Raw genomic sequence first — 21,189 nt, forward strand, 5'->3', positions numbered from 1 at the left:
GAAACCCATAACGCGACAGTGATGAGTTAACCGATAACTTCAAGGTTATGGTTTGTCAATGCGCGCCGCCTGCCTGGGCCCAGACTTGGTACATGCCATGGAAAAGAGTGGGGCGTCGCGCCTCGAGCGTGTCCCACAAGCTCAGATCCAGAGGGTCGGCCGCCCCAAACGCCGAGTTGAAGGCAGCCCTCGCCTCAGGTGAAGCTTCGAAACCCACCAACCGCAGCCCTGCCCCAGCGATCAGCCTGCCCAGTTCCGGCGGCGTGTAGCGATGCTCCTGAACATGGAAGACCAGGTCGCGACAGCCGCTGAGGCTGTAGAAGTCGGCGCTCTCCTTCAGCGCGGCCAAGGGCTCCCCGTCGGGCAGGGCCAGAACATGGGCGCGAAACGCCCGGATGTCCGCCTCGACCGGCGTCCAGCCCCGCGCCCGGATCAGCTGATGTGCCGCCCGCACCACCGCCCGCGCCCGCTCGCTGTAGAGGCCCAGCCGCACCACGCCACCGGGCCGCAAGACGCCCGCCAGCCGCGCCAGCCCGTCCTCGGGCCGCGCCATATGGTGGAGTACGCCCGTGCTGGTGACGACGTCGAACCGCGCTCGCACCTTGTCCAACGCCAGGATGTCGCCCTGGACGAACTGAACCCGCGTCAGCCCGAGGTCTTCCGCCACCCGCATGCCGTGGGCCAGGCTGGCGCGGCTCAGGTCCATGGCGGTGATCGCCAGCGAAGGGTCCATCCGCGCCATGTCGATAGGCTCGAACCCTGTGCCGCACCCCGCGACCAGCACTGTCTCCGCACGACCGGCGAAGGCCTTGCCATCAAGCCCCGGCAGGGCCGCGATCGCATCTGAGAGTCTTCGCGGCGTGGGCGCGGGGGGCGCTGACCAGCGCGGATAGGGGTTGGCCTCGTACTGATCCTTGACCGCTTCGGAAATGGCGTCGGCGCCGTCGGGCGTCAAGGCTGGCACGGACTGGGCCAGAGTACGCTCCCGCGCGGGCTCGTCGATGGCGCGGCGGATCAGTTGCGCCTTGAGTTCGCCCTCCCCCAAGGCCGTCGCTTCTGACAGGGTGGGCGACCGGGACAGCATGGCGACCGCGCCATCAGTTGCCCGTACCTGTGCAACATATTCGGATGCGAAGCCGCTGATCCCCAGGGCGGCGACCAGGTCTCCGATGGGAGTATCGCGTGCGTCCCCCGCCCCTGTTCCCGCCTCGACCACCGCCGTCCGCACCGCATTGAGCCGCATCTCCATGGCGGCGCTGACGTTCACACAGCGCGACAGGAAGGCTAGCCACAAGGGGTCGCGCCCCATGGCATCCAGCGTCGCCGCCGTTCCGTCGAACCGGGCCTGTTTCAACAACAGGGTCTCCGCCGTGACGCGCGCCAGGGTCTGCGGATCTACGGTGGGCGAGCACAGACAAACGAGCAGATCGCGGTCCAGCGCCGGATCCCAGGCGCTGGGCTTTAGCCCTTCCAGCAGGCGCGCGAACGCCGGCGCGACCCGCAACCGCACCGCCGCATCCCCCTCCGCCATCGCCTGGCTCAACAGTTGGGCCGCCGTTCCGGGATCGCCGTGCTCGGCCAGGAACAGACCCATGCCCGCAAGTCCGGGCGCAAAATTGGGCGCCGCCTTCAGGCACGCCTTGTAGGCCGCAAAGGCGCCGTGCAGGTCCCCGTCCGCCAGCCGCCCCTCCGCCTGGGCGAGCAAAGCCCCCGCCTCTTCAATCTGTTCAACCTGCCCCATCGGCCCAGTATGCCGCCGCCGTGCGCTCCGCGCATGAAAAAAGGCCCGGGCGTCTCCGCCCGGACCTCCCATTCGTCGTCGATCAGGCCCGATCAGGCCGTCTCTTCTTCCTCCGACTTCACCGCCACGCCGCCGGCGCTCTTGATGTCGAAGTCGATCTTGCCGTCCTTCAACTGGACCTTGACGTGCCCGCCGCGCGTCAGACGCCCGAACAGGATGTCGTCGGCCAGCGGCTTCTTGATCGAGTCCTGGATGACCCGCGCCAGCGGACGCGCGCCGTACAGTTCGTCGAAGCCGTTCTTGGCCAGCCAGTCGGCCGCCTCGTCGGTCAGTTCGATGGTGATGTTCCGGTCCGCCAGCTGGGCTTCCAGCTGAAGGATGAACTTGGTCACCACCGAGCGGATCGTGTCGGCCTGCAGCGGCTTGAAGGCCACGATGGCGTCCAGGCGGTTCCTGAACTCCGGCGCGAACAGGCGCTGGATGGCCTTGTCGTCCTCGCCCTCGACCTTGCCGCGGCCGAAGCCGATCGAGGCCCGTGCGTTGTCGGCGGCGCCGGCGTTGGTGGTCATGATCAGGATGACGTTCCTGAAATCGACCTTCTTGCCGACCGCATCGGTCAGCATGCCGTTGTCCATCACCTGCAACAGGATGTTGTAGACATCCGGGTGCGCCTTCTCGATCTCGTCCAGCAGCACCACCGAATGCGGATGCTGATCGACGGCGTCGGTCAGCAGACCGCCCTGGTCATGGCCGACATAACCGGGAGGCGCCCCGATCAGACGGCTGACCGTATGGCGCTCCATGTACTCCGACATGTCGAACCTCTGCATCTCGATGCCCAGGGTCGAAGCCAGCTGTTTGGCCACCTCGGTCTTGCCGACGCCGGTCGGACCGCTGAACAGGAAGCTGCCGATCGGCTTGTTCGGGTCGCGCAGACCCGCCCGCGCCAGCTTCATCGCCGCCGAAACCTGTTCGATGGCCTGTTCCTGACCGAAGACGGCCCGTTTCAGATCGACCTCCAGTTCGCGCAGGCTTTCGGTGTCGGATTTGGACACCGACTTGGCCGGGATCCGGGCCATCTTGGCGATGACGGCCTCGATCTCCTTTTGACCGATGACCTTCTTGCGCTTGGATTCGACCACCAGCATCTGCGACGCCCCGGCCTCATCGATCACGTCGATCGCCTTGTCCGGCAGCTTGCGGTCGGTCATGTAGCGGGCCGACAGATCCACCGCGGTGCGGATGGCGCTGTCGGTGTAGCGGACCTTGTGGTGCTGCTCGTAATAGGTCTTCAGACCCTTCAGGATCTTCACCGTGTCCTCGACCGTCGGCTCGTTGACGTCGATCTTCTGGAAGCGACGCACCAGGGCGCGGTCCTTCTCGAAGTGCTGGCGATATTCCTTGTAGGTCGTCGACCCCATGCACCGCAGCGACCCCGAGGCCAGGGCCGGCTTCAGCAGGTTGGAGGCGTCCATGGCCCCGCCCGACGTCGCGCCGGCGCCGATCACCGTGTGGATCTCGTCGATGAAGAGCACGGCGTTGTCGTGGCTTTCCAGCTCCTTGACCACCTGCTTCAGCCGCTCCTCGAAGTCGCCGCGATAGCGAGTGCCGGCCAGCAGGGCGCCCATGTCCAGCGAATAGATGGTGGCGTCCTTCAGGACGTCAGGCACCTCGCCGTTGACGATCTTGCGGGCCAGGCCTTCGGCGATGGCGGTCTTGCCGACGCCGGGGTCGCCGACCAGCAGCGGGTTGTTCTTGGTGCGGCGGCACAGGATCTGGATCGAGCGTTCGACCTCGGCCTGGCGCCCGATCAGCGGATCGACCTTGCCCTGGCGCGACTTCTCGTTGAGGTCGACGCAATAGGCCTGCAGCGCCTCGCCGCCGGATTTGACGGCCGACTGGTCCTCCGCCTCTTCGGGTGAAGAGCCCTTGGCCGGACGGGTCTCGCTGGCGCCCGCCTTCTTGGCGATGCCGTGGGCGATGAAGTTGACCGCGTCATACCGCGTCATGTCCTGCTCCTGCAGGAAATAGGCGGCGTGGCTCTCGCGCTCGGAGAAGATGGCGACCAGCACGTTTGCGCCGGACACTTCCTCGCGCCCGGACGACTGGACGTGAATCACGGCGCGCTGGATCACGCGCTGGAAACCGGCGGTCGGCTTGGCTTCCTCCCCATCGGACGTGGCGAGGGCGGCGAGATCATTATCGACATAGAGCGTCAGCGCGGCCTTGAGCGCGGTCAGATCGACATTGCAGGCGCTCATGACCGCGGTCGCGTCGGGATCGTCGATCAGCGCGAGCAGCAGGTGCTCGAGCGTCGCATACTCGTGCCTGCGCGCATTGGCGTAGCCGACTGCGCGATGCAGGGTTTCTTCGAGAGGACGGGAAAATGAAGGCATAGGGAGGCTCCTCTCAGTCCTTTTCCATCGTGCATTGCAGAGGGTGCTGGTGGCGGCGCGCGGTCTCGATGACCTGCGCGACCTTGGTCTCGGCGACCTCGTAGGTGAAGACGCCGCAAACGCCCACGCCATGCTGATGCACATGCAGCATGATGCGGGTGGCTTCTTCCCGGCTCTTCTGGAAGAACCGCTCCAGCACATAGACGACGAATTCCATCGGCGAATAATCGTCGTTCAGGATCAGCACTCGATAGAGCGAGGGCTTCTGAAGCTTCGGCTTTGTTTCGGTGACGGTGGCGGCGCCTGCGCCTCCCCCGTTTTCACCGGGCCTTTGTATGGGCATTCGTGTTCCGTAATCGGGGAGTCGTCTTCTCTATCAGATAGGGAATGATGGCCTGAATTGAAGCGGCGTCCAGTCACAGGTTTCGTGAAGCGCAAACCACGGTCCCAGAACGAAAAAACCCCGGGGCGAACCCCGGGGCCTTTCGAATCCGTTCAGGATCGCCGCGAAATCAGCGGGCGGCCTGGAAGGTCTCGACCGAGGCGGTGACGCGCTCGTTGATCGGCTTGAGGCTGTCCTTGACCGTTGCGGTGACGATCTCGTTCGTCCGGGTCATTTCAGACATGTAGCGTTCCATGGACTTCTTGGCCCAGTTGGTCTGAAGCTCGAAGAACTCCTGCACCGAACGGGCGGTCGACAGTTCCTTGCTGGCGGCGACGCCGTCTTCCCAGGCGGACTTGGCGAAGCCGAGCGCCTGTTGCGACAGGGCTTCGGCGCCCTTCTGGGCCACCGTGGCCGACTCGACCATGGCGTCGAGGTTCTTCTTGCTGTGAGCGTTCAGTTCGCCCAGCGAAGCCACCGACTTCTCGATGCCTTCACGGAAGGCGTTGGCGCCGGCGGCCTGGAACTCGGCGGCCTGGGCCTTCGCCTTGGCGGCGGTTTGTTCGACGGTCTTCTTCACGGTTTCGGCGCTGTCAGCCATGATCGTGTCTCCAGAGGAAGGAAGAGGGGGAAATAGGCACGGCGAAATCGGGGCGTCGGATGAACTGGCCCGCGACCGTTATGCTGCAAGTGCGAAGGCGATTCAAGATTTTTGTGCAACGCAGCATATGAACGGCGATAACCTGGTTCGACACTTCAAATTCGCGTTGACGGCCGGTTAACCACCATGAAACCCCCAGTTCCTATGCTAGTCCTTTAATCGCGTCGGCCGGGGGGCCTGTCGCACCCTGCTCACCGAGGGTCGTAACCGCCCATGATCGCCTTTCTCCGTCGTGGCCTTTTCGCCGTTCTCGCGCTTTCGCTCGTCCTTGGGGCGAACGTCAGGCCTATCGAGGCCCAGTCGCAGGAAAACAGTCGCTACGCCGCCATCGTCATCGACGCCGCGTCGGGCGAGGTGCTGTTCTCGCGCCACGCCGACAGCCGCCGATATCCGGCGTCCCTGACCAAGATGATGACGCTGTACCTGACGTTCGAGGCCCTGTCTCAGGGCAAGGTCCATGCCGACGACGTCCTCACGGTCTCGCAGCAAGCAGCGGCGCAACCCCCGTCGAAACTCGGGCTGGGCGCAGGCCAGACCATCACCCTGGACGACGCCATGCGGGCCACTGCGGTGCGTTCGGCCAACGATATGGCCGTGGCCATCGCCGAGCATATCGGCGGCTCGGAATCGCGCTTCGCCACCCTGATGACCGCAAAGGCGCAACAGCTGGGCATGACCCAGACGCGCTATTTCACCGCCAACGGCCTGCCCGACGCACGCCAGACGACCTCGGCCCGCGACCAGGCGATCCTGGCTCGCGCCATCATGCGTGATTTCCCACAGTATTATAAATACTTCGGGCTGCACGACTGGGCCTACAACGGTCGCAGCTATCGCAACACCAACGGCCTGCTGCCGACCGGAAACGGCTACGACGGCATGAAGACCGGCTACACCAACGCCTCGGGCTATAATCTGGCCGCCTCGGCGGTGCGCGACGGCCGTCGGCTGATCACCGTCGTCCTGGGCGGCCGCTCCAGCGCCAGCCGCAACGCCCACGTCGCCGAACTGATGGACACCGGCTTCGAGGTCGAGCGTCGTCGCAGCCAGGGCGAAAACATCCAGATCGCCCAGGCCTTCTTCGAACAACGCGGCTTCGGCGTCGGCGGCGAGTCCCTGTCGCCCAGCGCGCCCGTCGCCTATGCCTCCATCGGCAATGACGAAGACGGCATCGGGGCCGAGTCGAGCGCCGTCGCCTACACGGCGGCTCCGGCGCCCGCCGCTCTGCCGACCCGGATCACGCCCTCGCCATCGGAACGCAGCGCCGCCGCCAGTCAGCGCGCCGCCGCCCAGGCCCAGGCTCAAGCCCAGCCGACCGTCCCGACCCGTCGCGCGCCCGCCAATGTCACCGCCGCCCTGAACGGCGCGCCGTCCGGGGCCGCCGTCGCGCCCTCGACCACGCCGCGCCGCGCCGCGCCCCCGCCCGCCCGCGAACCGGCTCGCGCCGCCGCTCGCCCGTCCGGCCGCTGGGCGGTGCAGGTCGGCGCCTTCCGCGACGAGAAGGTCGCGACCGACTGGCTGGCCGAGGTCAACCGCCGTTTCCGCGCCCAGTTCGCCAGCGCCGAGCGTAATGTTCAGACGGCCGGCGACTGGTACCGTTCACGCTTCACAGGCCTGACCGAAGACACCGCCAAGGCCGCGTGCGACGCCCTGTCGGAACGGCGCGTCACCTGCATGGTCATCCGTCCCGACTGAAATGCGACGAGATCGCCGTCTGCGCTGGTCTTTCCGGCGAGGTTCCAATACCCTGAACTGTCTTAGAACGACGTTCATTCTTCTTATCTGAGCGAATCTCGCGGGTCATACCTCCGCGCACGACCCCGTTCAGTTTCCGACCATCGAGGACATGGCCGACACGACCAACAAGCTGGGGCACAAGATCGGCGCGCGGGGCGGTCGCACGCGCCAGGCGATCCTCGACGCGACCCGCGCCCTGCTGAACGAGCGGCACTATGGCGAAATCCGCGTGGCGGACCTCGCCTCGGCCGCCGGGGTGTCCCCGTCCAACTTCTACACCTATTTCAAGACGGTCGAAGAGCCGGTCCTGGCCCTGTGCGAGGCGGCGGCGACGGATTTCCAGGGCCTGGCCGCCTATTTCCAGGCGGATTGGCCGGGCGAAAAGGCCTTCGCCATCGGCCGGGCCTTCATACTGGACGTCATGGCCATCTGGCGCGATCACGGTCAGGTGCTGCGGGTCGAGCACATGCTGGCCGACAACGGCGAGGCCGCCTTCGTCGAGAGCCGGGTGCGTCGCCTGCGCCGCCTGCACCTGGCGATCGAACGCCGCGTCGCCCAGGCCCATGCCGCAGGCTTGCATCCCAAGGATTACAGCCCGCGCCTGGCCTCGTACCAGATCGCCTCCATCGCCGAATCGACCGCCGCCAGCTTCGACCTGCTGCGCCGGGCCGATACGCCTGAGGCCATTCTGGACACGGCGGCCATCATCATCGTCAAGCTGACGACCGGGCGCTAGAACCCGAGCGGCCCGTACAGCCAGGTCAGCCAGATCCCGACGGCCAGGAAGACGCCGAACGGCAGTTTCTGCGTTGCGCTGACCGAACGGCGCACCACCAGCATGCCGAACACCAGGCTGAGACCGACGGCCGAGGCCCACAGCAGCACGCTGGGCAGGCCCAACCAACCGATCCAGGCGCCCGCGCCCGCGAACAGGAAGGGGTCGCCGCCGCCCAGGCCGTCGCGCTTGCGGACCGCCTTGTACAGCCAGCCGACCAGCCAAAGACCGCCAAACCCGACCGCCGCCCCGATCAGGTGCGTCAGGACCGAATCCCGGTCGATCAGGGCCGCGGCGATCAGGCCTGTGGCCGCCAACGGCCAGGTCAGGACATCGGGCAGCCAGAAATTCTCGGCGTCGATAATGGCGATCAACAGCAGTTGCCAGCCCAGGACGGCGGTCGCGGCGACCATCAGCCACGACGACCCGCTGAAGCCCGCCCAGACGCCGATCCCGGCGGCCCCCAGCTCGATCAGCGGATAGCGCGGCGAGATGGCCGCGTCGCACCGCGCGCACCGCCCACGCAGTACAAGCCAGCTGAACAGGGGAACCAGTTCCCACGGCCGCAGGGTCTGGTCACAGCCCATGCAGCGCGACCGCGCGGCCACGATATCCTCGTCACGCGGAAGGCGCACGCTGACCGCCGCCAGGAAGCTGCCGATGATCAGGCCCAGCAGGCCCAGGACGACGGCGGCGACGGCAGGGCTCATCTCGGGGTCCAGTCGGTTAGGAACCGCCCCCGCTTAGCCGCCCCCGAGCGCCACCGCCACATGATAGGTCACGAAGGACGCCAGATAGGCCAGACCGAACATGTAGCCGATCATGATCCAGGTCCATTTCAGCGAATTGGTCTCGCGCTTCACCACGCCCAGGGTCGCCACGCACTGGGGCGCGAAGATGTACCAGGCCAGGAAGGACAGGGCCGTCGCCAGCGACCATTGCGACGACAGGGTCGAGGCCAGAAGCCCGGTCGCATTCTCGGCGTCGGCGATGGCGTAGGTCGTGCCCAGGGCCGCCACCGCCACCTCGCGCGCCGCCATGCCGGGGATCAGGGCCACGACCATCTGCCAGTTGAAGCCGATGGGCGCGAAGATCGGCTCCAGCGCCCGCCCGATCATGCCGGCGAACGAATAGTCGATGTCCGGCATGGTCGCGTTCTCGGGCGGATAGGGGAAGGTCGCCAGAACCCACAGGATGATCACCAGCGGCAGGATGATCCGGCCGGCGCGGTTGACGAAGATCTTGGCGCGAATCCAAAGGTTGAAGACGACGCTCTTGAAATCCGGAACCTTGTAGGTGGGCAGCTCCATCATGAAGGGCTCCACAGCCCCGCGCCAGAAGACCTTGCGGATCACCAGCGACACCAGCAGGGCGCTGACGATGCCCGCGGCGTAGAGGCCGAACATCACCAGGCCTTGCAGATTGACGAAGCCCCAGACGGTCTCGTTGGGAATGAAGGCCGCGATGATCAGGGTATAGACCGGAATCCGCGCCGAACAGGTCATCAGCGGCGCGACCAGTATGGTGGTCAGGCGGTCGCGCTTCGAATCGATCACCCGCGCCGCCATGATGCCGGGAATGGCGCAGGCGAAGCTGGACAACAGCGGGATGAAGGCCCGGCCGTGCAGCCCCGCCCCGCCCATGATCTTGTCCATCAGGAAGGCGGCGCGCGCCATATAGCCGAAGTCTTCCAGGGCGATGATGAACAGGAACAGGATCAGGATCTGCGGCAGGAAGACCAGCACGCTGCCGACCCCCGAGATGATCCCGTCGACAATCAGACTTTGCAGCAGGCCGTCGGGAATGAGCGCGGCCACGCCGGCGCCCAGCCATCCGACGATCCCCTCGATCCCGTCCATCAGGGGCGCGGCCCAGCTGAACACGGCCTGGAACATGGCGAACAGGATGATCATCAGAATGATCATGCCGCCCAGCGGATGCAGCAGGACGCTGTCGATCCGCCCTGTGAGAGTGTCCGGCCGCTCGGGCGGGCGCACGCAGGCCTTCATGATCCGTTCCGCCTCGCGGGCGGCGGTGCGCAGCTCGGTCGCGTCGGGACTGCGCCACTGGTTCTCGCTGGCGGCGGCGACATCGACCTGGGTCTCGACGGCGGCGATCAGATCGTCGATGCCGCGCTTGCGCGTCGCGACCGTGGTGATGATCGGCACGCCCAGTTCGGCGCCCAGTTTTTCCAGATCAATCCGCAGGCCCTGACGCTGGGCGATGTCGTACATGTTCAAGGCCAGGACCATGGGCCGGCCGACGGCCTTCAGCTCCAGGACCAGGCGCAGGATCAGGCGCAGATTGGTGGCGTCGGCCACGCAGACCACCACATCCGGCGGGGTTTCACCGGCCAGGCGGCCCAGGACCGCGTCGCGGGTGACTTCCTCGTCGGGACTGCGGGCGCGCAGCGAATAGGTGCCGGGCAGGTCCAGCACCGACATGGTCCGGCCGGAGGCGGCGCGGATCAGCCCCTCCTTCCGCTCCACCGTGACCCCGGCGTAGTTGGCGACCTTCTGGTGGGCGCCGGTCAGGGCGTTGAACAGGGCCGTCTTGCCGCTGTTGGGATTGCCGACCAGGGCGACGCGGGCGGTCTTCAGGGCCATGTCCATCAGGCGGCGTCCAGCCTGATCGTCAGACTGGCGGCCTCGTGGCGGCGCAGGGCCACGCGCATGTCATCCACCTTGATCGCGATGGGATCGCGACCGAACAGGCCTTCGTGCAGCAGTTCGACGTGCGCGCCCTCGACGAAGCCCAGTTCAAGCAGGCGGCGTTCCAGTTCAACCGCCTCGCCCTGGTGGTGACAATGGGCGCCCACCTGGGTGATCACGCCCTGATCGCCGCGGCGGGCCTGGCTCAGCTTTATGGTATCGGTCAAATCTAGACTCGCACGGGCGGACGCCGCCCCCCGGCGACTCCGCGTTTCTTTGACACTGATTATCAGGTGCGCGCCCCATCCGTCCAGCAGGACAGCTTGACCAATTGCCGCGTCCGGAGTTTTCCCTATGTCGCGCAAAAACTGGAGCCCTTGATGAGCCGTCTCACCCCCCTCGCCGTTCCCTTGATTCTGGCGCTTGCCGCCTGCGGCCCGGGCGATCAGCCCAGCAAGACGGGCGAGGAGGGCCGACCGGCCGCCAAGCCGGCGCGCGTCGCCACGGATGCCGAAAAGGCCAGTCTTCTGGCCGCCCTGCCCGCACCGTATAACGCCGGAGACCTGGCCAATGGTCGTCGCGTCTTCGCCCGCTGCCGCTCATGCCACACCGTCGGGCAGGACGGGCCGGATCTGGCGGGACCGAACCTGCACGGCGTGTTCGGGCGCAAGGCGGGGGATCGCCCGCGTTTCAACTATTCCAACGTCATGCGCACGGCTGAATTCACCTGGGACGCCGAAAAGCTGGACCACTGGCTGCAGAATCCGAAGACCTTCCTGCCGGGCAACAAGATGAACTATCCCGGTCTGCCCGATGCAACGGACCGCCGCGACGTCATCGCCTTCCTGAAGGTGGAGACGGGCTATAAGCCCCCGAGCCCGGCGGCGCCCGCCTCCTGATCCTTCAGCCCTCTTCGATGGGTTTGGGGCCGCCCTCGCGCATTTCCTGGGCCTCCCACTCCGCGATCTTGCGGGCGGTCCATTCCGGCGACTTGGTGAAGCGCGCCAGCACGCCATAGATCACCGGCACGACGAACAGGGTCAGGACGGTGGCGAAGATGGCGCCGGTGAAGATCACCACGCCGATGGTCTGACGGCTGCCGGCGCCCGCGCCCTGCCACAGCACCAGCGGCAGGGCGCCGAAGGCGGTGGCGATGGAGGTCATGATGATCGGCCGCAGGCGAAGCGACGCCGACTCGATGATCGCCTCGCGGATCGACCGGCCCTGGTCGCGCAGCTGGTTGGCGAATTCGACGATCAGGATGCCGTTCTTGGCCGCCACCCCGATCAGGATGATCAGGCCGATCTGGCTGTAGATGTTCAGGCTGGACCCCGCCATCAGCAGGCCGAACAGGCCGCCCGCCGCCGCCAGCGGCACCGTCAGCATGATGACCGCCGGAGTGATCCAGCTCTCGAACTGGGCCGCCAGCACCAGGAAGACCAGCAACAGCGCCAGGCCGAAGGCCGCCAGCACAGCGCCGCCCGCCTCCTGCTGATCGCGTGCGGCGCCGCCCCACTGGGTGATCACCCCGCCCGTCGGCTGTTTGGCCGCCTCGGCGCTGAGGAACTGGATCGCATCGTCGATGGTCATGCCGGGGTTCAGATCGGCCTGAAGCGAGATGGCCCGCTGGCGATCCAGACGCCGGCGATCCGGCGTGTCGCCCGAGGTCTTGGTCGTCACCACCGCCGACAGAGGCACCAGCTGGCCCGCACCGGTCGCGACATAGAGCGCTTCCAGATCCGCCACTTCGCGGCGGTTGTCCCGGTCGGTCTGCAGGATGACGTCATACTCCTGACCGCCCTTGATATAGGTGGTGGCGGTGCGCGACCCGAACATGGTCTCCAGCGTCCGCCCGATGGACTGGGACGAGACGCCCAGCGCCGCGGCCTTCTGCGGATCGACATCGACCAGCAGACGCGGCGAATTGGGTTCGTAATTCAGGCGCGGACGCGAGAAACCGGGGTTGGCCTGGGCCGCCGCCAGCAGGGGCTGAAGCCAGTTGTAGATCTGCTGGTAGTCGGTCCCGGTGGCGATCAGTTCGACCGAGTTGGAGTTGCCGCCCCCCCGCTGGAAGGCGCCGGGGGTTGAGGCGTTGACCTGGGCGTCTGTCTGGCCGCGCAGCTTGCCGTTCAGTTCCTGGGCGATCTCGGCGGCGGTGCGGTCGCGCTTGGACCAGTCGGACAGGACCAGGACGCCATTACCCGTGTTGAAACTGCCGCCGCCGAAGCCGGGCGCCGACACCAGATAGGAATCCGCCTCGCCACTGTTCTTGTATTCGGCCAGCAGGGGTTCCAGCCCCATCATGATCTTGCGGGTATAGTCGAAGCCTGCGCCCTCCGGTCCGGCGACACGCACCGAGACCCTGCCTCGATCTTCATCCGGCACCAGCTCATTGGGCAGGACCAGGAAGATGCCCCCGGCTCCGGCCGCCACCAGGACGATCAGGGCGCCGACGCCGATGACGGCGATCCGCTTGCCCAGCAGCATGTCCAGCGACCGGCCATAGGAGGTCTTCAGTCGGTCCATGCCCCAATCGACCCGGCGCGCGACCCAGCCGCCGCCATGCGCCGGCTTCAGGATCTTGGACGCCAGCATCGGCGACAGGCTCAGCGCCAGGAAGGCCGAGAAGGCCACCGCCGCCGCGATGGCGGCTGCAAGCTCGACGAACAGCCGTCCGACATAGCCCGGCAGGAACAGCAGGGGCGCGAACACCGACAACAGGACGATGGTCGTGGCCACGACGGCGAAGAAGACCTGGCGCGCGCCCCGTTCGGCCGCGACCAGCGGCGGCTCGCCATGGTCCAGACGACGCTGGATGTTCTCGACCACCACGATGGCGTCATCGACGACCAGGCCGATGGCCAGAACCAGGGCCAGCAGGGTCAGCAGGTTCAACGAGAAGCCCAGGGGCGCCAGGACGATGAAGGTCGCCAGCAGACAGATGGGCGCCACGATGGACGGGATCAGGGCGGCGCGCAGGCTGCCCAGGAAGATGAAGTTGACCAGGGCCACCAGGGCCATGGAGATGCCGATGGTGATCCAGACCTCGTCGATGGCGTGTGAGGTGAAGACGGAGTTGTCCGACCCGATCTCCAGCGTCACGCCCGGCGGCAGGCTGGGCCGGATCTCGTCGATCATCTTGTGGACGCCGTCCGAGATGGCCAGGTCGTTCGACTGGGCCTGGCGGGTCACCGCCAGACCGATCTGGTCCATGCTGTTGCCGCGGAAGAGACGACGCGGCTCCTCGGGCGCCTCCTCGACCCGGGCGATGTCGCCCAGGCGGGTCACATAGGTCGGCTGACCCTGGATGATGGCGGAAGAGCCGCTGCCCGCGCCGGTCGCCACGGCGGCCGAGGCGGAGGCGGACCCCCGCGTGCCGATGGGCAGTTGGCGGAAATCGTCAGGCCGGGCGTAGGTGCGGGCCACCCGGACGGTGTAGTCCTTGTCGGTCGATTCCAGCGAGCCGGCGGGCAGTTCGACGTTCTGGCTGGTCAGGGCCGTCTCGACGTCGTTGACCGTCAGACCGCGCGCGGCCATGGCGGCGGAATCCAGCCAGATGCGCATCGAATAGCGTTGCTCGCCATAGATGTTGACCTGGGCCACGCCCGGCACCGTCGCCATCCGATCCACCAGATAGCGGTCGGCGTAGTCGGTCAGCTGCAGCCGGTTCATCGTCGTCGAGCGCAGGAAGACGATGATGATGGGCTGGCTGTCGGAATCCGCCTTGGCCACTTCCGGCGGGTCGGCCTGATCCGGCAGGCGGCCCACGACGCGGCTGACCCGGTCGCGCACGTCATTGGCGGCGTCGTCGATATTGCGGTCCAGCGAGAACTCGATGTTCACGTTCGACCGGCCGTCGCGGCTGGTCGAGTTGATGCGTTCGACGCCCTGGATGCCGGCGATCTGCTGCTCGATCGGCTCGGTGATCCGGCTTTCGATCACCTCGGCCGAGGCGCCGGCGTAGCTGGTGTTGACCGAGACGATGGGCGGATCGACGTCCGGCAGTTCGCGCACGGGCAGGAAGAAGAAGGCGGCGGCCCCGATCACGCACAGGACGATGGCGGCGACCGCCGCGAAGACCGGACGCCGGACCGAGACATCGGAAAGCATCATCGGGCGGCGGCCCGCTGGCCTTGGGCGCGGGGAACGCTGACGGGCGCCCCCGGCTGAATCCGGTTCAGGCCCGAACCGACGATCCGGTCGCCGACGTCCACGCCCGAAAGGATCTCGACGAAGCCGTTCTCGACTGCGCCGGCCACGATCTCGACCCGCTGAGCGGTCGAGCCCTCGGCCCCGGCGGCGATGCGATAGACGAAGGCGCCCGCCCCTTCGTACTGGACGGCGGATTCGGGCGCGGCCGGCGCCTGGCGCTGGCCCTGCTGGACCACGACGCGCAGCAGCATGCCGGGGCGGATACGACCGCCGGGATTGGGAAACTCGGCGCGGGCCGTGGCGGCGCGGGTGGTCTCGTTCACGCGCGTGTCGATCAGGGCGATCCGCCCCTGGAACGGCGTTTCGCCATAGGCGTCGGCCGTCGCCGTGATCGGCGCTCCGGCTTTCAGCACATCCAGATACCGCTCAGGCAGAGGGAAGTCGACGCGGATGGTCGATGTGTCGTCCAGGGTCGCGATGACGGCGCCCGGATTGATCAGCGTGCCCGGCGTCACCGTGGTCAGGCCCAGGGTCCCGGCGAAGGGCGCGCGAATGACCCGGTCGCCGCGACGCGCCTGCGCCGCCTGCAACGAGGCGCGCGCCGTCTCCAGCGCCGTCTCAGCCTGTTCAAGCAGCACCTGAGGGGCGACCCCCCGATCCGCCAGGGCCTTGTAGCGGTCATACTCGCGTTGGGCCTGGGCGACGTTGGCGCGGGCCTCGATGATGTCCGCATCCTCTTCACGGGCCTGCAGTTCGACCAGGGGCGCGCCCGCCGACACCGTCTGGCCGTCGGTGAACAGGACGCGGGTGATCAGCTCCGTGGTGGACGAGGTGATGTTGACCGATCTCTGTCCCCGCGCCACGCCCAGGACGCGGATCTGATCCGAGAACGACCGCTGGGACACCGTGGCTTCGGACACCTGCTGGCCTCCGCGCCGTCCCCCGCCTGGCGGGCCGCCCGCATCATCGTCTGCGAAAGCGACTTTCAGCACAGCGGCAAGCACCATCAGCCCCAGCAGAACCGCTGCGGCGATCAGGAAGAAGTGGCGTTTTATCACGCAACGGTCTTTCAATTCAGAGGACGCGCACGCTTAGCGGCTTCTCTCCGCCATGCGCAACATTACCTATTGGTAACGTCGCCTACGCTGAATTCCGTCGCCGGGATTACATTCAAAACCTGCGCCAGATCGCCACAACCGGTCCATGGGCGATGGCCGTCTCCCGACCCGCGACCGTCTGGCGCCAACCGGCCTGGACGCTCCAGCCGCCCATGTCGCGCACCACGGACGCCTCGAGCGACAACCAACGTGCGCCGCCGTCCGCCGCGCCGCCGAAAGCCTGGCCCATCACCAGCCACTGGCCCCCGATACGCCCGCCCAGCGTAGCGTCCACACGGGTTTCATCGGGCAGACCGTCGCGCAGCCGGCGGGCGACCTGCAGTTCGACGAAGGACTGATCCATGCCCCACCGGGCTCCGGCCCCGCCGAACGATCGACCCGCTGAAGCCCGCGCCTCCCAGTCGTATTCGCCGACGCCCGGCGAGGCGTAGCCTGCGTTGCGCCCCTCGCCTGCTTGAGCGTATCCGCCATAGAGACTGACGGCATTGTGATCGTCGCGCCAGACCTGCCAGGTCGCCCCGATCTCGACCGGCCCGCGCCCTTCATAGTCGACGAAGGCGTCTTCCCCCTGCTGCCAATCGGCCTTCAGTTGAAGGGTCAGACGATCTGTCAGCCCGTATTCGGCGAACAGACCCAGCGTCGTGTCGGTGCGGTCGGCCCCCAGCGGCTGCTCTTCGCCTGAGGGATCGAAGCCCGTTTCGGCGCGCATGTCCTCGTATTTGACGATCGCCTGTCCCCGGCCCCTGGGCTGGGTCCAGGCCCCGGCGAAGGCCTCCTCGGCCAGAAGACCTCCGCATAGGCCGACGACGGCCGCCAGGGCGCCGAACGCCCCGCCGGACTTCAGGCGTCGTAGCCGGGCGACTTCCGATCCAGCTGACGCAGGGCGCCCGGCCAGGCCAGGGACGAAACGAAGCTGATGCCCCGCCCCTGTTCCCTGGTTTCGGACTGGGCTTGATCCGGCGCGATCAGCACGTGTTCGCGGCCGCCCGACAGGGCGGCCACCTGCTGTGCGCAGGCCCTCTCGAGGAAGAATATCCCGATCCATGCCTGCGCCGCCGTTTCCCCGACCGCCAAAGTGCCGTGATTTCTCAGCAGCATCAGTGACTTGTCCCCCAGGTCGGCCACCAGACGTTCGCGTTCGTCAAGATTCAGGGCCAGTCCCTCATACCCATGATACGCAACCTGATGCTGCAGTAAACACGCGTTCTGACTGATGGGCAGCAATCCATGCTGCTGGGCGGCCACTCCAACCCCGTTGACCGTATGCAGGTGGATGACGAATTTCGCATCCTCGCGCGCCGCATGGACCGCCGAATGGATGGTGAAGCCGGCCGGATTGATGAAGTCGGTCGTCTCCTGAACGACGTTCCCCTCCAGATCGACCTTCACCAGCGAGGAGGCGGTGATCTCGTCGAAATAATAGCCGTAGGGATTGATCAGGAAATGATGCTCGGGGCCGGGCACGCGGGCCGAGATGTGGGTGAAGATCATGTCGTCCCACCCGTTCAGCGCCACGAGGCGATAAAGGGCGGCCAGATTCACACGCACCTGCCATTCGGCCTCGGACACGCGGGATTTCAATGCGGGATGGGCGCCGTCGGCCATGGTTTCCTCCTGTATGGCAGGGCCTCTGCTGGGCTTTGCTTCAGCGTCTCCCTCCGTCGTCGATCCGTCAAGCGGCTGCAGGCCCAGTCCGCAGGGGGTTAACCGTCACGTTTCAGATTCCGTTAACCGCGTCTTCACGCCGCAGCCCCATGATGATCGCGAGAGTTTGCTGCGTCCGGGAGTCGCCGTGTCCGCTGTCGTCCAACTGAGGACCTCGTCCAGAACGGCCAGAGATCTGTCGCCGCAGGACCTTGTCGATCTAGCCCGCAGCAAGGCTCCAGACGATCGTCACCGCCTGTTGATGGGCGTCATCGCCCTGTGTGAAAGCGCCGCGCCGGCCACGCCCCTGCCGACCGCGCTCGGCGAGATCTTCCTGACCCTGGCCGCCCAGGCCGAGCACGAGATCCGCAGGCAGCTGTCCGAACGCCTGGCTCACGCCGACTGGGCCCCGCCGGCGCTGATCGACATGCTGGCGCTGGACGAAATCGACATCGCCGCCCCGGTCATCGCCGCCAGCCCCCTGCTGAAGGACGCCGCCCTGATCCGCGTCCTGGTCGAGACCACGCTGGAGCACCAGATCGCCGTGGCCCGCCGCCCCAATCTGTCGGGCGGCGTCGTGGACGCCATTCTGGACCGCGCGGATCCCGTCACCATGACCGCCCTGGCCTCCAACCGCAGCGCCGAGATCGGCGAGGCCGCCATGCACCGCCTGGTCGAACATTCCCGCCGTATCGCCGGACTGCGCGCGCCCCTGGCGCGCCATCCCAGGCTCAGCGAGTCCCTGGCGCAGGAACTGTACCAATGGGTCGGCCAGGCCCTGCGCCAGTCGATCGGCGAACGTTTCCAGATCGACGACCGGCTGTTGAACGCCGCCGTGCGGGAAGCGTCCGCAAAGGCGTCACGCATCCCGGTCTGGCGCCCCCTGCCGAACGGCCGCAACGCCGAGGATCGCGAACGCCAGGAAATGGAACGTCGCCTGGTCGACAAGCTGCAGGCGGCCGGCCAACTGCGTCCCGGCATCCTCATCCGCGCCCTGCGCGAGCAGCGATACGGTTTGTTCGAACGGGCTCTGGGCCACCTGGGCGGGTTCAGCCCCGCCCAGGTCCGGGCCGCGATTCACTCATCGACAGCAGAACCCCTTTATCTGGCGTGCACCGCCGTGGGCCTGGACAAGGCGGGTTTCGCCTCCGTCCTGGCCGAACTGCGCAAGCTGACCGACGGCCTGCCCGGCGACGGCGGCTGGTCCGCCACGCCGATGAACAGTCATTCCGCAGCCCGCGCCTTCCGCCAGATGATGGAAAGATTCGCGACAGTTTGACTTCGGCGCCAAGCTGAGGCTCACGTTCGCGCGTGAACCAAACTCCGCCCGTCCCCGCCCTGGCCTTCACCGCCAGCGACCGCCCCGAGGCCCAGGCGGCGCGCCAGGGTCTGATCGCGCGCTATGGCGCCGTTCCGGAAGAAGAGGCCGACGTCATCGTCGCCCTGGGCGGCGACGGGCAGATGCTGGAGACCCTGCACGCCAACCTGCGTCGTCGCACCCCGGTGTACGGCATGAACCGCGGTTCGGTCGGGTTTCTGATGAACGACTATGACGAGGACGATCTGATCGCCCGCGTGGTCGCCGCTGAACGCACTGTGATCCATCCGCTGCAGATGGACGCCTGGACCGAGAGCGGCGAGGTCCATACGGGTCTGGCCATCAACGAGGTCTCCCTGCTTCGCCAGACCCGCCAGAGCGCCAAGCTGAAGATCACGGTCGACGACCGGGTGCGGCTGGAAGAGCTGTCGTGCGACGGCTGCCTGGTGGCGACCCCGGCCGGATCCACCGCCTATAATCTGTCGGCCCACGGCCCGATCATTCCTCTGGACGCCCGTATTCTGGCCCTGACCCCGATCAGCGCCTTCCGTCCCCGTCGCTGGCGCGGCGCCCTGCTGTCCCACGGCGCCAAGGTGCGGTTCGACGTGCTGGAGCCGGACAAGCGGCCGGTCTCCGCCACGGCCGACAATTTCGAAGTTCGGCGCGTGGCGCGGGTCGAGGTGCGTGAACGCCGCGACGTCGCCCTGACCATGCTGTTTGACGCAGGCCGGTCGTTCGACGAGCGGGTGATGGCCGAGCAGTTCGCCAACTGACGACCGCCCCTATACCCCTTCTTAAGGGCGCGCGGATAAGCTTCGCCGAAATTTCTATGGAGTCTCCCATGAGCGACCCGGCGCACGTCATTCGCCCCACGCCCCCCCTTCGCACGAAGGTCGGCGGCGGTTTCGGCATCAACGCCGACGCCATCGCACGGGCGGAGGAAGCTCTGAAGGCCATGTCCGCCCAGTTCGGACAGTGGCTGAACGACGAGATCGTCAAGCTGGACAAGGCCCAGGCCGACGTCCGTGAACAGGGCTTGAACGCAGAGACCGCCGAGGCCCTGTACTTCCGCGCCCATGACCTGAAGGGGCTGGGAACGACGTATGAATACCCGCTGGTGACCCGTATCGCCGGTTCGCTTTGCCGCCTGCTGGACGACGCCGGCGCCCGCCAGAACGCGCCCCTGATCATTATCGACGCCCATATCGACGCCATCCGCGCCGTGGTTCGCGACCAGGTGAAGACCGACGAAAACCCGACCGGCCGCATCCTGGCCGAATCCCTGGAAGCCAAGGTCGCCGAACACAAGGCGCGCTGAGCTTCAGCCCCCTCCAAAATGAAAAGGCCCGCCGTCAGGCGGGCCTTTTCTTTGCTGTGCCCCAGGACTCAAGCGGCGGTGGCGGCGATCCTTGCGGGGCGGACGGGCGCCTGGTCCAGCCGCTCCATCAGATAGGCCAGGTCGTCGCGGAGGACGTTCGGCCGCTGGGTCAGGAACCGTTCCAACATGCGCTGGCGGAAGACCTCGCTCGCCGTATCCACCCCTTCGGCCGACAGGGCGCGCCAGGTGTCGACCCCCGCGCGGAAGGCCTGGAACAGCCGTGGCGGCAGGCCGGCCCGGTCATAGATCGCCTTTAGCCCGAGAGGTCCTGCATCATGGATCATCAGCCAGGCCCGGTGATGCGGCGTATTGGCCAACTCGGCCAGACCATGCTCGAACATCGCCATCTGTCCCCGCGCCAGGCCGCGCAGCAACAGCGAGGCGTTCAAGGCCTTGCGCAGATTCAACTGCGCCATGAAGGCGCCCAGGTCCGCGCTGCTCGCGGCCTGATCCACCAGATCGACCGTGGCGCGCTCGCGTGCATACTGAGCCAGGCGAATGGCGGTCTCGGGCGCCATCGCATGCCGCGAGACCAGATGTTCGCGCACCGTCTCGCTGGCCAGCTCGATCAGACGCTCGGTGATATGCAGCGGCAGCACCTGGCGATAGGCGACGGATGTCACCACCTCGGCCGAGTCCGGGAAACGATCGACGATCGCCCCCAGGGCGCGTTCCGACAGGTCTGCGTTGTCATTGGCCGCCAGGGCTCTGACCGCTTGTTCACAGCCTTCGTCCGCCAGCGCCTGGGCCACGTCGCGCGACACGCGCGGTCGACCGGCGACGGCGACCTGACGCAAGGCCGCGCCCCCGCGCACGATCTCGATCAGGTCTTCGTCGCTGAAGGCCGGCGAAGCGCCGATGATCGGCAGGGCGATGCTGTCCACGTCCGCCGCCAACCGGCGGGCGACGTCATTGGGGATCAGGTCCGATGCCTTCAGCGTCACGGCCATAGCCCGACGCACCAGTTCGGCCGCGTCATTGGCCAACAGCCGCACGATCTTCTGCGCCGCCTGCCGGTCCCGGTCATCCAGATCGGCGCGATCCATGTTGCGGCACAGCTTGTGCGCCGCCTCCGCGCGTTCATCGTCATCGGCCGCCTTCACCAGGCGCTGGATGTCCATTTCGGTCAGTCGGGCGCGGTGGGCGGTCATGGACGGCTCGTCAGGGAATCGGGCGTGTCCGATATCATGAGACTGCCATGCTTAACGGTCGGTTTACTATGGAGAGACCGGACGG

18 protein-coding genes are annotated in these 21,189 nt (G+C 67.0%); 6 read left to right on the forward strand and 12 right to left on the reverse strand.

The annotated features are described in order from the left end of the window. Positions 1 to 55: 55 nt before the first annotated feature. The 4 genes from GYM46_RS01485 to GYM46_RS01500 all read right to left on the reverse strand — a co-directional run bounded on the left by GYM46_RS01485 (position 56) and on the right by GYM46_RS01500 (position 5,120). Positions 56 to 1,741: a class I SAM-dependent methyltransferase gene (locus GYM46_RS01485; protein ID WP_008262082.1), complete on the reverse strand. Its 1,686-nt coding sequence runs from the start codon at positions 1,739 to 1,741 to the stop codon at positions 56 to 58. Positions 1,742 to 1,833: 92 nt separating this feature from the next. Beyond that, positions 1,834 to 4,137, reverse strand: coding sequence for an ATP-dependent Clp protease ATP-binding subunit ClpA (gene clpA, locus GYM46_RS01490; RefSeq protein WP_008264041.1), 2,304 nt, complete (start codon positions 4,135 to 4,137; stop codon positions 1,834 to 1,836). A 13-nt stretch (positions 4,138 to 4,150) separates the two neighbouring features. After that, positions 4,151 to 4,480, reverse strand: a complete 330-nt coding sequence (clpS, locus tag GYM46_RS01495; RefSeq protein WP_035309618.1) for an ATP-dependent Clp protease adapter ClpS — start codon at positions 4,478 to 4,480, stop codon at positions 4,151 to 4,153. Between the two features lie 169 nt (positions 4,481 to 4,649). Further along, positions 4,650 to 5,120 carry a phasin family protein gene (locus tag GYM46_RS01500; protein WP_008261352.1) on the reverse strand — a complete coding sequence of 157 codons (471 nt, stop codon included), beginning with the start codon at positions 5,118 to 5,120 and terminating at the stop codon, positions 4,650 to 4,652. Positions 5,121 to 5,393: 273 nt separating this feature from the next. Between GYM46_RS01500 and GYM46_RS01505 the strand changes: the two genes are divergently transcribed. Then, positions 5,394 to 6,875, forward strand: a complete 1,482-nt coding sequence (locus GYM46_RS01505) for a D-alanyl-D-alanine carboxypeptidase (RefSeq protein ID WP_008260554.1) — start codon at positions 5,394 to 5,396, stop codon at positions 6,873 to 6,875. A 151-nt stretch (positions 6,876 to 7,026) separates the two neighbouring features. Beyond that, on the forward strand, positions 7,027 to 7,653 hold the full coding sequence (locus GYM46_RS01510; protein ID WP_008260018.1) for a TetR/AcrR family transcriptional regulator: 627 nt from the start codon (positions 7,027 to 7,029) through the stop codon (positions 7,651 to 7,653). Here the strand turns inward: GYM46_RS01510 and GYM46_RS01515 are convergent. From GYM46_RS01515 to GYM46_RS01525, 3 genes are read right to left on the reverse strand one after another with little or no spacing between them, the layout of a single operon-like run. After that, a complete protein-coding gene (locus tag GYM46_RS01515) occupies positions 7,650 to 8,402 on the reverse strand; it encodes a prepilin peptidase (protein WP_008259076.1) in 753 nt (250 codons plus the stop codon). The genes GYM46_RS01510 and GYM46_RS01515 overlap by 4 nt on opposite strands. Before the next feature lie 33 nt (positions 8,403 to 8,435). Then, entirely contained in the window at positions 8,436 to 10,304 is a 1,869-nt protein-coding gene (feoB, locus tag GYM46_RS01520) for a ferrous iron transporter B (RefSeq protein WP_008259671.1), read from the reverse strand. After that, positions 10,304 to 10,570 (reverse strand): FeoA family protein, encoded by a 267-nt coding sequence (locus GYM46_RS01525; RefSeq protein WP_008258842.1) that lies wholly within the window; start codon positions 10,568 to 10,570, stop codon positions 10,304 to 10,306. The genes feoB and GYM46_RS01525 overlap by 1 nt, the downstream gene beginning before the upstream one ends. Positions 10,571 to 10,723: 153 nt before the next feature. Between GYM46_RS01525 and GYM46_RS01530 the strand changes: the two genes are divergently transcribed. Beyond that, positions 10,724 to 11,242: a c-type cytochrome gene (locus GYM46_RS01530; RefSeq protein WP_040349398.1), complete on the forward strand. Its 519-nt coding sequence runs from the start codon at positions 10,724 to 10,726 to the stop codon at positions 11,240 to 11,242. 4 nt (positions 11,243 to 11,246) lie between these two features. Here the strand turns inward: GYM46_RS01530 and GYM46_RS01535 are convergent, their stop codons facing one another. From GYM46_RS01535 to GYM46_RS01550, 4 genes are all read right to left on the reverse strand, one after another. Beyond that, positions 11,247 to 14,453: an efflux RND transporter permease subunit gene (locus tag GYM46_RS01535; protein WP_040349991.1), complete on the reverse strand. Its 3,207-nt coding sequence runs from the start codon at positions 14,451 to 14,453 to the stop codon at positions 11,247 to 11,249. Next, the gene (locus tag GYM46_RS01540; RefSeq protein WP_008260424.1) at positions 14,453 to 15,553 is read right to left on the reverse strand and encodes an efflux RND transporter periplasmic adaptor subunit; all 1,101 of its coding nucleotides are present in this window, start codon (positions 15,551 to 15,553) and stop codon (positions 14,453 to 14,455) included. The genes GYM46_RS01535 and GYM46_RS01540 overlap by 1 nt, the downstream gene beginning before the upstream one ends. A gap of 112 nt (positions 15,554 to 15,665) precedes the next feature. Next, the gene (locus tag GYM46_RS01545; RefSeq protein WP_008261419.1) at positions 15,666 to 16,322 is read right to left on the reverse strand and encodes a hypothetical protein; all 657 of its coding nucleotides are present in this window, start codon (positions 16,320 to 16,322) and stop codon (positions 15,666 to 15,668) included. Between the two features lie 131 nt (positions 16,323 to 16,453). Next, a complete protein-coding gene (locus GYM46_RS01550) occupies positions 16,454 to 17,218 on the reverse strand; it encodes a class II aldolase/adducin family protein (RefSeq protein ID WP_008264051.1) in 765 nt (254 codons plus the stop codon). A gap of 187 nt (positions 17,219 to 17,405) precedes the next feature. Between GYM46_RS01550 and GYM46_RS01555 the strand changes: the two genes are divergently transcribed. The 3 genes from GYM46_RS01555 to GYM46_RS01565 all read left to right on the forward strand — a co-directional run bounded on the left by GYM46_RS01555 (position 17,406) and on the right by GYM46_RS01565 (position 19,893). After that, positions 17,406 to 18,536, forward strand: coding sequence for a DUF2336 domain-containing protein (locus tag GYM46_RS01555; protein WP_244304270.1), 1,131 nt, complete (start codon positions 17,406 to 17,408; stop codon positions 18,534 to 18,536). Between the two features lie 32 nt (positions 18,537 to 18,568). After that, entirely contained in the window at positions 18,569 to 19,348 is a 780-nt protein-coding gene (locus tag GYM46_RS01560) for an NAD kinase (RefSeq protein WP_008260576.1), read from the forward strand. 68 nt (positions 19,349 to 19,416) lie between these two features. Further along, positions 19,417 to 19,893 (forward strand): hypothetical protein, encoded by a 477-nt coding sequence (locus GYM46_RS01565; RefSeq protein WP_008264077.1) that lies wholly within the window; start codon positions 19,417 to 19,419, stop codon positions 19,891 to 19,893. 68 nt (positions 19,894 to 19,961) lie between these two features. Here the strand turns inward: GYM46_RS01565 and GYM46_RS01570 are convergent, their stop codons facing one another. Further along, complete coding sequence (locus GYM46_RS01570) at positions 19,962 to 21,104, reverse strand: DUF2336 domain-containing protein (RefSeq protein WP_008261489.1); 1,143 nt, start codon at positions 21,102 to 21,104, stop codon at positions 19,962 to 19,964. Between the last annotated feature and the right edge of the window lie 85 nt (positions 21,105 to 21,189).

It is taken from the genome of Brevundimonas mediterranea (assembly GCF_011064825.1).
Lineage (GTDB): Bacteria > Pseudomonadota > Alphaproteobacteria > Caulobacterales > Caulobacteraceae > Brevundimonas > Brevundimonas mediterranea_A.

What these genes read in the sequence shown, in the direction of transcription:
- GYM46_RS01485 (WP_008262082.1), bottom strand. Translation starts at nt 1,741, where the DNA reads ATGGGGCAGGTTGAACAGATTGAAGAGGCGGGGGCTTTGCTCGCCCAG.
- clpA (WP_008264041.1), bottom strand. Translation starts at nt 4,137, where the DNA reads ATGCCTTCATTTTCCCGTCCTCTCGAAGAAACCCTGCATCGCGCAGTC.
- clpS (WP_035309618.1), bottom strand. Translation starts at nt 4,480, where the DNA reads ATGCCCATACAAAGGCCCGGTGAAAACGGGGGAGGCGCAGGCGCCGCC.
- GYM46_RS01500 (WP_008261352.1), bottom strand. Translation starts at nt 5,120, where the DNA reads ATGGCTGACAGCGCCGAAACCGTGAAGAAGACCGTCGAACAAACCGCC.
- GYM46_RS01505 (WP_008260554.1), top strand. Translation starts at nt 5,394, where the DNA reads ATGATCGCCTTTCTCCGTCGTGGCCTTTTCGCCGTTCTCGCGCTTTCG.
- GYM46_RS01510 (WP_008260018.1), top strand. Translation starts at nt 7,027, where the DNA reads ATGGCCGACACGACCAACAAGCTGGGGCACAAGATCGGCGCGCGGGGC.
- GYM46_RS01515 (WP_008259076.1), bottom strand. Translation starts at nt 8,402, where the DNA reads ATGAGCCCTGCCGTCGCCGCCGTCGTCCTGGGCCTGCTGGGCCTGATC.
- feoB (WP_008259671.1), bottom strand. Translation starts at nt 10,304, where the DNA reads ATGGACATGGCCCTGAAGACCGCCCGCGTCGCCCTGGTCGGCAATCCC.
- GYM46_RS01530 (WP_040349398.1), top strand. Translation starts at nt 10,724, where the DNA reads ATGAGCCGTCTCACCCCCCTCGCCGTTCCCTTGATTCTGGCGCTTGCC.
- GYM46_RS01535 (WP_040349991.1), bottom strand. Translation starts at nt 14,453, where the DNA reads ATGCTTTCCGATGTCTCGGTCCGGCGTCCGGTCTTCGCGGCGGTCGCC.
- GYM46_RS01545 (WP_008261419.1), bottom strand. Translation starts at nt 16,322, where the DNA reads ATGCGCGCCGAAACGGGCTTCGATCCCTCAGGCGAAGAGCAGCCGCTG.
- GYM46_RS01550 (WP_008264051.1), bottom strand. Translation starts at nt 17,218, where the DNA reads ATGGCCGACGGCGCCCATCCCGCATTGAAATCCCGCGTGTCCGAGGCC.
- GYM46_RS01565 (WP_008264077.1), top strand. Translation starts at nt 19,417, where the DNA reads ATGAGCGACCCGGCGCACGTCATTCGCCCCACGCCCCCCCTTCGCACG.
- GYM46_RS01570 (WP_008261489.1), bottom strand. Translation starts at nt 21,104, where the DNA reads ATGACCGCCCACCGCGCCCGACTGACCGAAATGGACATCCAGCGCCTG.